Annotated in this window: 15 protein-coding genes; 10 read left to right on the top strand and 5 right to left on the bottom strand. The window is 45.0% G+C overall.

Annotated elements, in window-relative coordinates; genetic code table 11:
* The first annotated feature begins 10 nt into the window (after nucleotides 1–10).
* Both FTV08_RS09975 and FTV08_RS09970 read left to right on the top strand, forming a co-directional pair.
* Nucleotides 11–1915 carry an ATP-binding cassette domain-containing protein gene (locus tag FTV08_RS09975; RefSeq protein ID WP_005261739.1) on the top strand — a complete coding sequence of 635 codons (1905 nt, stop codon included), beginning with the start codon at nucleotides 11–13 and terminating at the stop codon, nucleotides 1913–1915.
* Nucleotides 1916–2022: 107 nt separating this feature from the next.
* Nucleotides 2023–2958: a hypothetical protein gene (locus tag FTV08_RS09970; protein WP_005261737.1), complete on the top strand. Its 936-nt coding sequence runs from the start codon at nucleotides 2023–2025 to the stop codon at nucleotides 2956–2958.
* Between the two features lie 323 nt (nucleotides 2959–3281).
* On the opposite strand, the gene FTV08_RS09965 is transcribed toward FTV08_RS09970, so the two are convergent.
* A complete protein-coding gene (locus FTV08_RS09965) occupies nucleotides 3282–4412 on the bottom strand; it encodes an endonuclease/exonuclease/phosphatase family protein (RefSeq protein ID WP_005261736.1) in 1131 nt (376 codons plus the stop codon).
* 188 nt (nucleotides 4413–4600) lie between these two features.
* Here FTV08_RS09965 and asd point away from each other — a divergent pair, with 188 nt between their 5' ends.
* The 5 genes from asd to truA all read left to right on the top strand — a co-directional run bounded on the left by asd (nucleotide 4601) and on the right by truA (nucleotide 10637).
* The gene (asd, locus tag FTV08_RS09960; protein ID WP_005245919.1) at nucleotides 4601–5719 is read left to right on the top strand and encodes an aspartate-semialdehyde dehydrogenase; all 1119 of its coding nucleotides are present in this window, start codon (nucleotides 4601–4603) and stop codon (nucleotides 5717–5719) included.
* 120 nt (nucleotides 5720–5839) lie between these two features.
* Nucleotides 5840–7426 carry a hypothetical protein gene (locus FTV08_RS09955; RefSeq protein WP_180087229.1) on the top strand — a complete coding sequence of 529 codons (1587 nt, stop codon included), beginning with the start codon at nucleotides 5840–5842 and terminating at the stop codon, nucleotides 7424–7426.
* 66 nt (nucleotides 7427–7492) lie between these two features.
* Nucleotides 7493–8809 carry a hypothetical protein gene (locus FTV08_RS09950; RefSeq protein ID WP_005261728.1) on the top strand — a complete coding sequence of 439 codons (1317 nt, stop codon included), beginning with the start codon at nucleotides 7493–7495 and terminating at the stop codon, nucleotides 8807–8809.
* Between the two features lie 47 nt (nucleotides 8810–8856).
* Complete coding sequence (locus FTV08_RS09945) at nucleotides 8857–9825, top strand: asparaginase domain-containing protein (protein WP_005261727.1); 969 nt, start codon at nucleotides 8857–8859, stop codon at nucleotides 9823–9825.
* 14 nt (nucleotides 9826–9839) lie between these two features.
* Complete coding sequence (gene truA, locus FTV08_RS09940; protein ID WP_005261726.1) at nucleotides 9840–10637, top strand: tRNA pseudouridine(38-40) synthase TruA; 798 nt, start codon at nucleotides 9840–9842, stop codon at nucleotides 10635–10637.
* 91 nt (nucleotides 10638–10728) lie between these two features.
* Here the strand turns inward: truA and FTV08_RS09935 are convergent, their stop codons facing one another.
* Nucleotides 10729–11736 carry an AraC family transcriptional regulator gene (locus tag FTV08_RS09935; protein ID WP_005107962.1) on the bottom strand — a complete coding sequence of 336 codons (1008 nt, stop codon included), beginning with the start codon at nucleotides 11734–11736 and terminating at the stop codon, nucleotides 10729–10731.
* A 231-nt stretch (nucleotides 11737–11967) separates the two neighbouring features.
* On the opposite strand from FTV08_RS09935, the gene infA reads away from it, so the two are divergent.
* From infA to FTV08_RS09920, 3 genes are all read left to right on the top strand, one after another.
* Complete coding sequence (infA, locus tag FTV08_RS09930; RefSeq protein ID WP_001284370.1) at nucleotides 11968–12189, top strand: translation initiation factor IF-1; 222 nt, start codon at nucleotides 11968–11970, stop codon at nucleotides 12187–12189.
* 133 nt (nucleotides 12190–12322) lie between these two features.
* Nucleotides 12323–12703 (top strand): hypothetical protein, encoded by a 381-nt coding sequence (locus tag FTV08_RS09925; RefSeq protein WP_180087228.1) that lies wholly within the window; start codon nucleotides 12323–12325, stop codon nucleotides 12701–12703.
* A gap of 144 nt (nucleotides 12704–12847) precedes the next feature.
* Complete coding sequence (locus FTV08_RS09920; RefSeq protein WP_180087227.1) at nucleotides 12848–13246, top strand: hypothetical protein; 399 nt, start codon at nucleotides 12848–12850, stop codon at nucleotides 13244–13246.
* 73 nt (nucleotides 13247–13319) lie between these two features.
* Here FTV08_RS09920 and leuB read toward each other — a convergent pair whose 3' ends face one another.
* The 3 genes from leuB to leuD all read right to left on the bottom strand — a co-directional run bounded on the left by leuB (nucleotide 13320) and on the right by leuD (nucleotide 15743).
* A complete protein-coding gene (gene leuB, locus FTV08_RS09915; RefSeq protein WP_004278493.1) occupies nucleotides 13320–14399 on the bottom strand; it encodes a 3-isopropylmalate dehydrogenase in 1080 nt (359 codons plus the stop codon).
* Between the two features lie 42 nt (nucleotides 14400–14441).
* Nucleotides 14442–15005, bottom strand: a complete 564-nt coding sequence (locus FTV08_RS09910; RefSeq protein ID WP_004729459.1) for a hypothetical protein — start codon at nucleotides 15003–15005, stop codon at nucleotides 14442–14444.
* 87 nt (nucleotides 15006–15092) lie between these two features.
* A complete protein-coding gene (leuD, locus tag FTV08_RS09905; protein ID WP_044111835.1) occupies nucleotides 15093–15743 on the bottom strand; it encodes a 3-isopropylmalate dehydratase small subunit in 651 nt (216 codons plus the stop codon).
* Nucleotides 15744–15757: the final 14 nt, after the last annotated feature.

Genomic DNA, 15757 nt, shown 5'->3' with positions numbered 1-15757 from the left:
AGGAAACATTATGGCCTATATTACCCTTAGGGATGTCCAACTTGCGTTTGGTGGACCCGCCCTGCTCGACGGCGCGAATTTTAACTTGGAACGCGGCGAACGAGTGTGTTTGATTGGCCGTAATGGTGAGGGTAAGTCTACCTTACTTAAGCTGATTGAAGGAAGTTTACTGCCTGACAACGGCGAAGTTTCATTACAAAACGGCATTACTATTTCCATGCTGGCGCAAGATGTACCGATGGATTCAGGTAAAGTGGCTGATATCGTGGCAGATGGTGCCGGTGAAGCATCGGAAGTTTTGCGTGCTTATCATGCTGCCAGTGAAGCCTGTGTACTCGGTGACATGGACGCCTGTGATCGTATGGGCAACCTGCAACACAAAATGGATCAGCTGGATGGCTGGGCGCTGGAAACCAAGGTCAATTCGATTTTAAGCAAAATGGGTCTGGACCCGGATGCAGATCTTGCCGATTTGTCTGGTGGTCGTAAACGTCGTGTCTTGCTGGCACGTGCTTTACTTACCCAACCTGATGTGCTGTTACTCGACGAACCGACGAACCATTTAGATGTTGAAAGTATCGAATGGCTGGAAAAATTCCTGCTCGATCAAAACAATTTGACCCTGCTGTTCATTTCGCATGACCGTGCCTTTGTCGACAGCATTGCCACCCGTATTGTTGAGCTGGATCGTGGTCAACTGCGTAGTTATGAAGGTAACTATTCACGTTATCTAGACCTGAAAGCCCAGCAAATGGAAGCTGAAGAAAAGCAAAATGCGCTGTTCGATAAAAAGCTGGCTGAGGAAGAAGTCTGGATCCGTCAAGGGATTAAAGCCCGTCGTACCCGTAACGAAGGTCGTGTCCGTGCCCTAAAAGCATTACGTGAAGAATCTAGAGCACGTCGTTCGCAACAAGGTAAAGTGACGATGGCGACTCAGGATGCCAACCGCTCAGGCAAACTGGTGTTTGAAATTGAGAACCTGAGTGTGAAATTCGGTGACAATGCACCGATCATCAACAACTTCTCTGCACTTGTCCTCCGTGGCGACCGTATCGGTCTGGTCGGTGATAACGGTGTCGGTAAAACTACCCTCATTAAAGCCATTCTGGGCGAGCTAGAACATGGCGGTACGGTGAAGACCGGTACGCAGTTAGAAGTGGCCTATTTCGACCAGCTCCGTAATGCGCTGGATCTGGAAAAATCTGTTAAAGATAACGTCTCAGAAGGTTCTGACCACGTGGATGTGAATGGTAACCGTCGTCATATCTATAGTTATTTACAAGATTTCCTGTTTTCGCCAGAACGTGCCCGTACACCAGTCAAAGCTTTGTCGGGTGGTGAACGCAATCGTATCTTGCTGGCGAAACTTTTGCTGAAACCATCGAACCTGATTGTGATGGATGAGCCAACCAACGACCTGGATATGGTGACTTTAGAGTTACTGGAAGAAATGCTGGGCGGCTACAAAGGCACCCTGCTGTTGATCTCGCATGACCGTGCCTTTATGGACAACGTGGTAACATCCACTTGGGTCTTTGATGGTAAGGGCAATATCGACGAATATGTCGGCGGTTATCAGGATTATCTTGAACAGCGCCCGGATCAAACCGTGGTTGACCAAAAAAGTGCCGTGAAAAAAGCCATGGCCAAAGCAGAAGCTGAGGCGGCACCGGTCGCTGCCAAGAAAGTTAAGCTTAGCTACAAGGACCAGCGTGCACTCGAACAGCTTCCAGCTGAGATGGAAGCGCTAGAAAAAGAGCAGGTCGAGATCAATGCACAACTGGCTGATGGCTCTTTATTTGTGACTGATTCCGATAAAGCACTGAAACTGTCTAAACGCTTATCCGAAATTGATGAGCTGTTACTGGAAAAATTAGAGCGTTGGGAAGAACTGGACAACCTAAGTAACGGCTAAATATTCCCCGAGCTTTTACTAAAGCATCTGTATTCGTACAGATGCTTTTTTATTTCAATAATCTTCTCTGTTAGACTGCATTTAATCTTTTGGCCCTAAATTGTTTTATGAGTACTCAGCCTGCATATCAACCCGGTGAATTTCAATGGTCATTCCTGTTACCTCAATATTGGGGCAAATGGCTAGGCATTATTTTCCTGATGATTCTGGCGATCTTACCTTGGGCCATTCAGCATCGTCTGGCGTCCCTGCTGGGCCACCTTTCTTTTAAATACTTGAAATCACGCCGTGAAACCACGCTGCGTAATCTAGAAGTCTGCTTTCCCGAATGGTCTGAAAAGCAGGTACAGGACAATGCCCGTCAGGTATTTATCGATCAAATGCTGGGGGTGTTTGAGACGCTGAATGCCTGGTACAGTCCGAAATGGTTTCAGGGCCGCGTCAGTATTGAAGGCTTGGAACATATTCAGAAGGCACAAGCCGCAGGCCAAGGCATGCTGTTATTAGGCACGCATTCAACTTTGCTCGATGCGGGTGGTTATCTTTGCGCACAATATTTTGAACCGGATGTAGTCTATCGTCCGCAGAATAATCCACTTTTGGACATGCTGATTTACCGTTGTCGCGCCACAATTTATGCCAATCAGATTGACCATGATGATATGCGCGGTCTGGTACGTAACCTGAAAAATGGCCATGCGATCTGGTACAGTCCGGATCAGGATTATGGTTTAAAACAAGGCGTGATGGCACCTTTTTTTGGCGTGCCTGCGGCGACTGTAACCGCACATCGCCGTTTACTGAAAATGACCAAAGCGGCTGCAATTCCTTTATATTTCTACCGTCATGGCGATATTAACAATCCGCGCTACCATGTGCTCATTGAACCGGCACTGGAAAACTTCCCTAGTGAGAATGAAGTTGAAGATGCCACTCGCGTGAACCGGGTGATTGAGCAGCAGTTGCGCATCGCACCGACCCAATATATGTGGTTCCACCGCCGTTTTAAGACTCGCCCTGAAGGTTATAAATCAATTTACTAAATCGATTTGATCACGGAATTTGAAGGGCTATAGCTTAAAATCATGTTTAAGTAATTGAAATAATTTAACCCGAGCTCTACATCCTGTAAAACTCGGGTTAATGAGGTTGTGCTTTCACATATTATAATTCGTTCTGCTTTTTTGTGATTTCCCTTTCAGCATCATATCCATGATGTTTTCATTCAGCTTCGTCTTCCTTATGAGAATATCCTTTCTCGACTCCCTGTGCTGATAAACCTAGAATACCCAGATTCCCAACCCCTGCCCATTCGCAAGAAGCGTAAACTGTTGTAAGCAATATCGTACACTTTTCTTCTAAAAACCTATGAGATTTTGCCCCCTTCTTTATAAGCCAGGGCAACTTCATCAGTGACTATTTTTTCCTCTTTCTCTGCTTTCTGAATGCCCTCTTCAATGGCTTTTTGTGCTTCCTGCTCATCTTTATCAGTTTGTTCTAATTCTTCCTGAATATGCTCGAATACCCGACCGGTTTGTAATACCAGAAAGACCGGAAAATGGTCAGAACCTACATGCGGTAAACGCTCCATGTGTACCAAGGCAAAATCGGTACTATGAAAGACGTGATCCAGCGACCAGCGGAAAAAAGGATAATCTGCGTGAAAAGTATTCACATAATGACGTCCTACCCGCGGATCCAGCAGCCCACTAATGCGTTGAAACAGGCGTGTGGTACGTGACCAGGCCACGTCATTCAGATCGCCCATGACGATACAGCTTTCATCCAGATCTTTAATCTGATCACCGACAATCAGCAGTTCAGCATCACGCAAGGTAGAATCCTTGGCCTCGGTCGGACTGGGTGGTTTGGGATGCAGACAGTAGAGCTGTACCGGTTGTCCTGAGCGTAAAATCACCGTGGTATGAATGGAGGGAATTTCATCACTCAGAATAAATTTAACCTCAGTTTCACTCAGTTCGAGCTTGCTATATAGATGCATGCCATACAGATTATCCAAAGGCACAGGCACGCGATAAGGATAATCAGCTTCAATCACCGAGAGTGCATTTTGCCAGTTTTGATCGGTTTCCAGAGTCAAAACCAGATCTGGCTGATGAATCTGGATCTGCTCGATCAGTAAATGATATTTGGTATTGGTAGTAAGTACATTGGAAACGACCAGGGAAATCTGACGTTGCGGATCCAGCTGATCATGCTTGACCTGCTTGACCTGTTTTTTCCAGATAAAGGTATAGGGCAATACCATTTTCAACTGATAGGCCAAAGCTGCCATCAGACCGATAAAAAGCAGCTGATTCAACCAGTTCCAGGGATGATCAACCAGGAGAAAAAGAATAAAGGCGATAAAGCCCAATACCAGAATTTGTAAGCGTGGAAAATCCGCACCCCGAATCCACCATTCATCGCGTGGTATCAGTGACCAAAAACTTAACCAAATGACAATGATTGCCAGAATTTGGATAACCCATATCATAAACTGCGCTCTTAATTAAGTTATTATTTTTTCTAAAAGAAAAATGACGTTATCAATTTTGTATGTATCATAAAGCAGATATTTCTCTCAAGAATATTGATGTTTTGATTGTGTAGCTCTTGCAGTTGAGTCCCTTTTTGGTACACTCGAATCCCTTTTGATTTTTTAACGCACCGAGGCAAAGTGACATGAAAGTAGGTCTGGTCGGTTGGCGCGGGATGGTTGGTTCCGTCCTTATGCAACGTATGGTTGAAGAGAATGATTTTGCTCATTTTGAGCCATTCTATTTCTCTACCAGTAATGCAGGCGGTGAAGCGCCGGCATTTGGCGGTAAGACCGCCCCAGCACTTATGGATGCATCAGACATTAACAGTCTGAAGCAAATGGATGTCATTATTACCTGTCAAGGTGGCGAATATACCTCTGAAGTTTTCCCGAAACTGAAAGCTGAAGGCTGGAACGGTTACTGGATTGATGCAGCATCGACCTTACGTATGGATGATGAAGCCATCATCGTACTTGATCCGGTGAACATGCATGTGATCAAAGACGGTCTGGTCAAAGGCACCAAGACTTTTGTCGGCGGTAATTGCACAGTTTCCTTGATGCTGATGGGCTTGGGCGGTCTGTTCCAGAACAATCTGGTGGAATGGGCAACTTCAATGACCTATCAGGCCGCTTCAGGTGCAGGCGCACAGAACATGCGTGAACTGATCAATGGTATGGGTTATTTATATAACAATACCAAAGAGTTGCTAGATGATCCGCGTTCTCCAATTCTGGATATCGACTCTAGAATTGCTGAATTACAACGTGGTGAAGGCTTCCCGTCTGCAAACTTTGGCGTTCCTTTGGCTGGCTCACTCATTCCTTATATCGACAAGCAGCTGGAAAGCGGCCAGTCGAAAGAAGAATGGAAAGGTCAGGTTGAAACCAACAAGATTCTGGGCAATCAGCAGATCGTACCGATTGATGGTCACTGTGTGCGTATTGGTGCCATGCGTTGTCACTCTCAGGCATTAACCCTGAAATTGAAAAAAGATGTACCTTTGGATGAAATCGAAGACATCATTGCACGTGCCAATGACTGGTCTAAAGTGGTTCCAAATACTCGTGAAGCATCGATGACTGATCTGACGCCTGTTGCTGTAACAGGTACTTTAAGCGTTCCAGTAGGCCGTCTGCGCAAGCTGAACATGGGTAAAGAATATCTGGGTGCATTCACTGTAGGTGACCAGTTGCTTTGGGGTGCCGCTGAGCCGTTACGCCGTATGCTGCGTATTCTGATTGATTATAAAAATGCCTAATATCCTTTGGATATAAAGCCAAAAGCCGATCTTTATTGATCGGCTTTTTTATGTAACTATTGCGTAAGTATTTTACAAAAAACAAACATCCCGTTAATCTATAATTTTCGCTATGCGATAATGACTGAGCTCACGATTAAGATGACTGTATATAACAAATTAAAGCTTGCCATTTTAGCCATTGTCGCTTCACAAAATATTTATGCGATTAATGTAGATCCGGTTCAGATTCAGTCTGCCCCAGGGGAATTACTCTACGCAGAAATGACTTTTCGGCAGTCTGATATCAATTTGCCGATTGAAGTCAGTCTGGCTTCACCTGAAGATTTACTCTCGATAGGTGCATCGCATCAGCCACCTGGTCATCTGAACTTTTTTACTCGGCGCAGCAATAATGGCACCGGGGTTATTACTATTACTTCTTCTCGCCCCATGACAGAGCGCGAGCTGAATATTATTGTCAAAATCAAGGAAGGCAATGCTGCACGTCTGCAACATATCCGTACGCCCTTACAAGCTAAAACTGATTTATTAAAAGCTAGTCTCAAACAGAATGAACGCCCGCTTGCACCAGTTGTCGTCGTCAGTGAAAAAGATATTGCACTCAACTTACCCGTAAGTAGCCATTACAGTACAGCAGCTTCCGCTGCCTCAAATAAGCCACCGGTTTTAGAAAAGCCATTGGCATTGCAACGCACAGCACCACCTGTATTATCGAATATTTCCATTCCTAAAACTGCATTTGCACCAGCTGTAATGACATCAAGTCCAGCGATTCAGGCGCAAGCGATTGCGCCTGTGCTTAAAAGCGAGGCTGTAACTGCACCCGATATTCAAGCCCCAGTTAAAACTGCAGCGGCGCTTTCAGATTCAGTAAAGACCTCACAAGCAACTCTTGCATCGCCGGCTCCTGCAGCAGCCTCGACTACAAACAAACCAACCAGTACGATACCAGCAAATCAAAGTGCATCAGCACCAAATAAAGCAAATATGCAGAAAGCTGTAGAGTCCCATTCTGATCATCAAACTGCTTCCAGTGATCCATTGGTGAAAAAATTTGCTGAGGAACAAGCCAGAAAATCAACTGGATCAGCTAATCCGGTGAAAACTCCAGCTCCAGTTACTACAAAAGCTTCACCAGTCAAAGCAACTCTGAATCAGACTCAACCTACTTATGTAGTTCAATCCAATGAGTCACTGTGGGGAATTGCCTCACGAATTGCTCAACAGCAGCAGCGCCCGGTCAATGAAGTCATGCAACAAATTAAAAAAGACAATGAGCATGCTTTTATTGGAGGAAATGCCAATCGTCTACGTAAAGGTGCTGCATTGAACTTAAATACGACTCATCCTACACCTGCGCCTATTAAAGTCACTGCGGCAAAGCAAACCGAGCTACCGTCTAAGCCTACTGGCAAGACTAAATACCGCCTGAATCAGGCAGAAATGAGCCTAGTGGCTGAGAACCAGCGCGATTCCGGGCAAGTTTCTGCAAACCAGAACACAGAACGCAATCAAACATCAAAGGAATTGTCATTAAAAGTTATGACAGCCCGAGAAAAAACCGTTAAATTACAGAGAAACGTAACTGAATTAGAATTGGCACTCAATCAGAAGGATCACAGAATTCAGTTATTAAATGCGCGTCTGGCCCAGCTACAACAACAGCTCAAAGCCCAACAAGCAGATAAGAAGCCAATTAATTAAAAAGTTACACATGACGATTTATTGGGATAGGCGAACTTAAACTACTCTATCCCCAAGGGGTAAAACATGCTGATTTATGTGATTCCATTAGTGATATTGATCATCGTATTAATTGTCTTTAAAAAACGACAAGATGCTCAAGAATCAGATAAAGCAAAAACTAAAACGGTAAAAGCGAAAAAACCTGGCTCTGCTTCAAAAGCTGCTCCACAAAGAACCAAAGTAGTGGAGCCAGTCGGGGTCACAAAAAAATCAGCAACGCCATTATCAGCAGAAACATGCAAGAAAATTGAAGGCCTGATTCAGGAACGTAATTTTTTTGCGGCCGAAGCACAGATTAATCAGGCACTGAATCGGGATAATTCCCAGCATGAACTCTATCTGTTGTTATTGGATATTCATATCTTACAAAAAGATGAGTTTGCGATTTCACAGCTGCTCAACCATATCCGCTCTTTGCATTTAGATGAGATTCTGGCGCAAGCTGAAGCGAAACAGCGTGAATTTGAAAAATCTTCATCTGCTGTACAAGATACCATTGATTTCCCAAGTGCCCAGCCTAAAACTTCTTCTGCGCAGGAAGCTACTTCAACTTCAGATGCTTTTGCCGATCTGGTTGCACCGGCCCCTTCAAATGAACTGGCATTTGAACAATTGCAGCAGGACTTTCAATCAAGCAAGCCGGCCCCTGTTGCAGAACCTGTAACAGATATTCAGCCACTTGAATTTAATTTTGAACCAAAGACTACCCCAGTAGAAACACCAAAAGCTGAAGAGGCTCCTGTACCTGCTGCTCCTTCTGTAGATTTTGAATTTCAGAGTACATCTACAGATATTCAAACTACAGCAGTAACAGAAACGGCACCTGTCTTAGACTTTAAACTGGATTTGGAACAATCTGCTCCAGTAGAAACAGCACCAACTGTGACTGAGGAAATCAAGCCTCTCGATTTTTCATTCTCACTTGACACACCTGTACCAGCAGCTGAAAAAACGGCTGTGCCAGCGACTGAGTTTGACCTGTCTAGCTTGACAGCTGCAGCACCTGTGGCAGAACCAGCGTCACAAACCAATCTATCAGGCATGGATTTTAAATTAGATCATTTGGAAACCACGCCAGAAGCACCTGCTGCGACAGCGATGAATTTCGATCTTCCTGCTACGCCAGCTCAGGCAACGATAGACCAGCATGATCCGCTGGTGCAATCTTTCCCGGAATTACTGGATGTTAATGAAGCAAGTCTTAACCTGGATCTTGCCCAGCAATATATTCAACTCGGTGCCTATACCGCTGCTCGTGAAGTCATTGCGGAGCGAGAAGCTGAATATACTCCTGAGCAACAACAACGCGCCGAGCAATTACTGAATCAAATCGCATCTTGATGCATTTCGATTTACACTAAAGCAGTCAATAATTGGCTGCTTTTTTTATGATAAAAAATATTGCATTAATTTATATGGGCGGCACATTCGGCTGTGTGGGAGACCCTCTTGCACCGATGCCTGCTGATTTATTTATTCCAAAGCTCGAACAGATACTCGCAGAGCATTATTTCGTCGAATGCTATCATGCACCCGCTATTAAGGACAGTAGTGCCTGTACAGCAACCGACTGGTTGCAACTGGTACAGTTTATTCAGCAATTGCAATCGCGGCAGATCCAGCATTTTGTGATTATTCACGGTACAGATACACTGAGTTATGCCAGTGCAGTACTGGCACATTTTATTGGAAACTCGGCGCATGTGGTGTTGACCGGTAGCCAATATCCGTTGCTGAATGCTCAAGACAATGAACAGCGTGAATTTAGCGATGCCCTGGATAACCTGAAATTTGCATTAGATTCGGTCAGCACCTGTAGCGCCGGAGTCTATCTGGCATTCCATCATCAGCTGCTACATGCGCAAACTGCACTGAAACAGCATACTACCGAGTTAAATGCCTTTGCAGGTCTTGAGGCCAATATCGCAATCCAGACCCATCAACCGTGTTATCAGGTCAAGGTAGAAGATATTGCGAAAGCGGCTGAATTCAACTGCATGAGCATCATGATGCAGCCGATTGATCTGGCTCAGCAGCTGAATAACTTGAACAACCTCTTGGCTCGACCACCGCATTTTCTATTTTTGCAAGGTTTTGGCACTGGCAACCTGGCGGTCAATGACACCATGATTGCGCTCATTGATCAACTCTATGAGCAGGGCTGCATTTCCGTCTTGACCACCCAAGTGCCTTTTGGTGCGACGGATCAGCGCTATGCTATTGCCGAATGGGTCAATCACTGCAAAATTTTGCTGAATGAAAGTTATGGACATGCGGATCTGTATGCAAAAGCCCTGAAAATGTATTTACAATACGACACTGTAGAGCAATGGCATCGTCATTGGTACGATCAATAAGGTTTGAGGTCATTATGCAGCGTTTTGCGGTGGGAATTGAGTTTTGTGGGATGCATTATCGGGGATGGCAGACTCAACAGCCGGGAGTTGCAAGCGTACAGGAAACCATTGAAAGGGTCCTGAGCCGAGTTGCCGATCAACCGATTAGCCTACAGGGTGCCGGCCGCACGGATGCCGGGGTACATGCGACCAACATGGTGGCACATTTTGATACTGATGCCGTGCGTTCTGAACGTGGCTGGCTGATGGGCTGCAATAGCCAACTCCCTAAAGACATCTCGATCCAGTGGATCAAAGAAATGGATCACAGCTTCCATGCCCGTTTTAAGGCACAGGCGCGCCGCTATCGCTATGTGGTCTACAACCACCCTGTACGCCCGGCATTGCTGCATAAACAGGTCACCCATGTCTATGCACCGCTTGATGTTGAACAGATGATATACGCCGCGAAAAAGTTTGAAGGCACGCATAACTTTGAAAGCTTCCGCGCCGCAGCCTGTCAGTCCAATCAGCCCGTTCGTCATGTCAGCCATTGCCACCTGATTCAGCATGGTCAATATCTGGTATTGGATATTCAAGCCGATGGCTTTCTGCACCATATGGTGCGCAATATCATGGGCTGTTTACTGGAAATTGGTCAGGGTATGTACGCTGCCGATCATATTGATACTATTTTCGCTGCCGAAGATCGTAAAGCCGCAGGCGTGACTGCACCAGCAGATGGTTTGTATTTTATTCATGCTGACTATCCGGCGCAGTTTGAATTACCGGAGTTACCCTTAGGTCCACATTGGCTGAATATGCCGGAATAGTTTTTAAATTTTTTAGAATATTTACCTCCCCTAACCCCTCCTAAAAGGAGGGGAATTCCTCCCTTTTTTAAAGAGAGGTTAGGAGGGATTTTTAACGCTGCTTCCGCTTCCGATATTCCACTGGCGTTTCATTGGTCCAGCGTTTAAAGGCACGATAGAAGGTACTTGGCTCGGAAAAACCGGTCAGATAGACAATCCGCTCGACGCTCTCATTGGTACTCGCCAGCAAACGCTTGGCCAGACGACAACGATAATCCGAGAGAATCTGCTGAAAACTGGTATGTGCCTCACTCAGTTGCGTTCTCAAACGGCGTGGCGTGATATTCAGTTGTGCTGCTACAGTTTCCAGTGTGGTTTCACCACTCTCCAAAGTAGAGCCGATCGCACGACGGACTTCACCGACCAGATCATATCTTGCCAGTTCCTGTAGCTTTTCAATGGCCAGTTGCTCATGCAGCTGCAACAGCTCAGGTTCAGCCTGCCACAGCGGATATTCCAGGATAGTCGGATCGAAATACAAACGAGTTTCTTTCTGACCTAGACTGACCGGACACTCATAAACCCGGAAGTATTCATCATCAGGTGCCCCTTTATAAAAATTAAAATCGATATAAATCGGCTCAAAACGCCCTTCGGTAATAAATTTAAAGAAACGCAGTACACCTGACATAGCACATTCAGTAAAATGACGATTGACCAGACTCTCAGCAAAAGGCTGTTCACCATTGGTTAAATAGCAGCGATCATCTTCAATCACTAATTTGGCAGCAAAGGCATCGCTGATCAGTCGCTGATAAGCCAAAGCACGTTTCAGTCCCTCACCAAAATTTTCAGATGAAACAAACAGGTGTTCAATGACCTGACCACGATAAAGTGGCAGGTGCTCACCCAGATGCAATCCAATGTCCGGGTCCTTGCTGACTTCCTCTGCCGCCACCCAAAAGGCATATTGGGCACTCAGCGGGGTACGGTCATTGGCTTCCACCTGATTTAAAGCCACTCCTGCTTTGGTCAAAAGTTCTTCTGTTGGCAACCCCGCACGACGAATCGCCTGATAGCCTAAACGCAATACGACTGATGCATCCGTTAGCTGACTCACTCAAAAGCCTTCCTTGTATGTACTTCATTTATACTTAAAAAGATTAATTTTAGATTAACTGTGATTGACCAAACTGACAACAGAAACAGGTGTCTTTTTAGTTAAAAAAATTATCGTGACAGTTCGCCTATTTTACTGGCAGATGATCAGTCTAACGCCCGTTTCGTCTTGTATTTTGCAAAAAAATTGACTATAATTTGCGCCTTTCCAATTTATTCATTCAGGTAGGCTATGGCCAATAAAGAGGAACTCATCGAGTTCGAAGGCGTTGTCACCGAGACGCTTCCTAATACTATGTTCCGTGTACGTTTAGAGAACGGTCACGAAGTGATTGCCCACATCTCTGGTAAAATGCGTAAACACTATATCCGTATTTTGACTGGCGACAGTGTGAAGGTTGAAATGACACCTTATGATTTGACTAAAGGTCGTATCACATATCGTGCACGCTAAGTTTTAGCGCAAGCAAAAGCCACTTTTAGTGGCTTTTTTATTACTTGAATTATTTATCAATCAATAAAATAATTTGACACAGGCCTATAAATTCACAACTATTCATTGAATTAAAACAACACGTATAAAAACAATGAATATGAAATGCTTACCCCTACTTTCCAGCTTGTTTCTCGTTGCGTGCGCTACCGGCGGCAATCAGCATCTGCATCAGTCTCTACAACCTTATGTGGGTCAAACTGCAGCACAGGTTCGTAGCCAGCTTGATCTTCGCGCAACGGGATTCAAGACCTCCCAGCAACCGATTCAAACCACAGAATTTCTCAGCTACACTATTTTTCGGGATATGAATATTCCAATGGGAACGCCGAATATTAGTCAGAGCATTCCGATCGGCGCACCAATGCCGATGCCCTCAAATGGTGGTTATAACATTGAGATGAAATGCCAAATCTGGTTTGACTTGAAAGATGAAATTTTTCAGGCGATTCGCTTTACCGGTAGAGCTTGCTGAGCTGTACTCATCGAGTTCAAAGCCTTTATCGGATTAAATCAGGGATCAACCTCACCACGCTAAACTTCTACCGTGTATCAAATCACAACAGTATTTTTGCATGGAATGCGCTTACACTCATTTTATTTGGTGTGAGGACAGCTCATGAAGTTCACACTGATTTTAGTATGCTGTACAGCATTCAGTTTGCTTAATGCATGCTGCACCACCTCATCAACAACTGCGCAGCGTGATGCCTATTTACAACAGTTCATTGGGCAAAGCAGCCAACTGATCGATCAAACTCTGGATCTAAAACGTTTAGGTTACCAGCAGATCAGTGAGCCTGAACGCAGCGCAAAACAATTAAGCTATGTGGTACAACGCCCCATTACCATTCCTTTGCCTGTAGCGCAGTTTCCTGCCACAGGAACAGGCACTGTACCGATTCCTGTCTCAGTAAGTCCTGCCGGCGGCTACGACGTCAAATTGCAATGTAAAATCACCTTCTTACTCAAAGATAATATTGCGACCGCGGTACGCACCACAGGCCGAACCTGTTAAGGGGTTTAAGCTTTGAAATTTCTATTATAAAAAAACGCAGCTCAAGGCTGCGTTTTTTTGAATCAAAACAGGCTTAGTTCAATGCAGCAACGACTGCTTGACCCATTTCAACCGTACCGACTTTTTGCATGCCTTCAGACATGATATCTGCCGTACGCAAGCCTTGATCCAAGACCTGACCTACTGCATCTTCAATCGCTTTAGCAGCCGCTTCTTCACGGAAGGTATAACGCAACATCATCGCCACCGAAAGAATCGTCGCTAATGGATTTGCCAGGTTTTGACCGGCGATATCTGGTGCAGAACCATGACAAGGCTCATACATGCCCTTGCCATTTTCATCCAGAGATGCCGATGGCAACATGCCGATTGAACCGGTCAACATCGCAGCTTCATCAGACAGGATATCACCGAACAGATTCGAGGTGACAATCACGTCAAACTGCTTTGGCGCACGCACCAGTTGCATTGCGGCATTGTCGACATACATATGCGATAAATTAATTTCAGGGTATTCGGCATCTTTCAGCGCAGTCACTGTCTGTTTCCACAGCTCAGTCACTTCAAGCACATTGGCTTTATCCACTGAACATACTTTACCACCGCGCAAGTTGGCCATTTCAAAAGCGACTTTAGCGATACGCTTGATTTCAGACTCTGAGTAAACGTCAGTGTTGTAGCCTTGCTTCTCGCCATTTTCCAGTTCACGGATACCACGTGGCTGACCGAAGTAAATACCACCCGTTAACTCACGCACAATCAGAATATCCAGACCTGCTACGATTTCAGGCTTCAAACTTGAAGCATCAGCCAATTGCGGATAAAGAATGGCTGGACGCAAGTTAGCAAACAGGTTCAGTTCACTACGCAATTTCAATAAACCACGTTCCGGACGAATTGAGCGCTCAATCGTATCCCATTTTGGACCGCCCACGGCACCGAGTAAAATCGCATCAGCTTTTTTAGCCTGTTCAGAGGTCACTTCAGGATACGGTGAACCATGTGCATCAATGGCTGCACCACCGAGTAAGCCCTGTTCCCATGTCAAATCGAGATTAAATTTTTCATTTACGCGTGTGAGTACTTGCTCTGCGGCTTTTACAATTTCAGGGCCGATGCCGTCACCAGCTAAAATCAAAATTTGTTTAGACATGAGATTTTCCGTTTAAAACGTCAGATTCAGATCTGACAGAGGTTAAATTTTCTTTTCTACAAACTCTGCAATCCCGGTGACTGCATTATAGGGTTTGCAAAAACGACGAATGGTTTTTTGCTCTTGTACCAGATCTACGCAAAGCGGATCCGGCGCCGAAGAATTTAATAAACTGCTGCTACGCGCACTACGGTCACGAAACATTTTTAAGCTATAGCGGTTATTGGCCTGAAAACGATGGAATACATGTAAAGTTTCCGCTTTATCCTTACTGATCGGATAAAAACGCACGACCAGTTCATGCTGTCCTGCCGGCACAGATAAATAAATCGGATTGGCCTGATTTAAATTTTTGGCCTGCAAGCGCACCAGTTTCTGCTTCAGCGCCTCATCACTGATGCGGCCATTGTCGGCGTTGACAATAATGGTCTGATTGAAGCGTTCGAACTGGCAATCTGGCGTCCCTGTACAGTAGATCAGGGCATTGCTTTTGCTCTCAGTATTTTCTTTGGCATGTTTGAGTTTCATCGTGTCGATGCTTTGACATGCAGTCAACAGCACCGATACTGAACTTAAAGCAAGCCACTGTTTCCAATAATTCGCCATAATGTCTGTCTTACCCAATCAAAAAACTCAATAATCTTCCGATATTAGCAAGGGCATCGCAGTCATGCCATGACAATTTTTACTGATTTATCCATGAATTTCGGCAAATACCCAAGGACGCGATTGTTTGGTTTTTTCTTCATAGGCACGAATATCATCCGCCACCTGCAAAGTTAAGCCAATATCATCCAGACCATTTAACAGGCAATGCTTGCGAAATGGATCGACTTCAAACTTAAAGCTTTCACCCGTAGGGGTACGAACTTCTTGTGCCTGCAAGTCAATGGTCAGTTGATAACCTTCATCTTCCGCACATTCCTTAAATAACTGCTCAACAATATCTTCAGCCAAAATCACAGGCAACATACCGTTTTTAAAACAGTTATTAAAGAAAATATCAGCAAAGCTTGGCGCAATCACGGTACGGAAACCATATTCGCTCAAGGCCCACGGCGCATGTTCACGGCTAGAACCACAACCAAAGTTGGCACGTGAAATTAAAATAGATGCGCCCTGATAACGTGGCTGGTTCAAGACAAAGTCCGGATTGATCGGACGAACTGAATTGTCCTGACCTGGATAACCTTCATCCAGATAACGCAATTCATCAAACAAATTTTCACCGAAACCGGTACGTTTGATCGATTTCAAAAACTGTTTTGGAATAATTAAATCTGTATCGACATTGGCACGGTCTAAAGGTGCAACGATACCTTGTTCAACGGTATAAGCTTTCATGTCTGTGCTCCTAC

The organism is Acinetobacter sp. YH12226 (assembly GCF_013417805.1).
Classification (GTDB): Bacteria; Pseudomonadota; Gammaproteobacteria; order Pseudomonadales; family Moraxellaceae; genus Acinetobacter.
The sequence above is the reverse complement of the archived record's forward strand: the minus strand, read 5'-3'. Positions and strand labels throughout refer to the sequence as shown.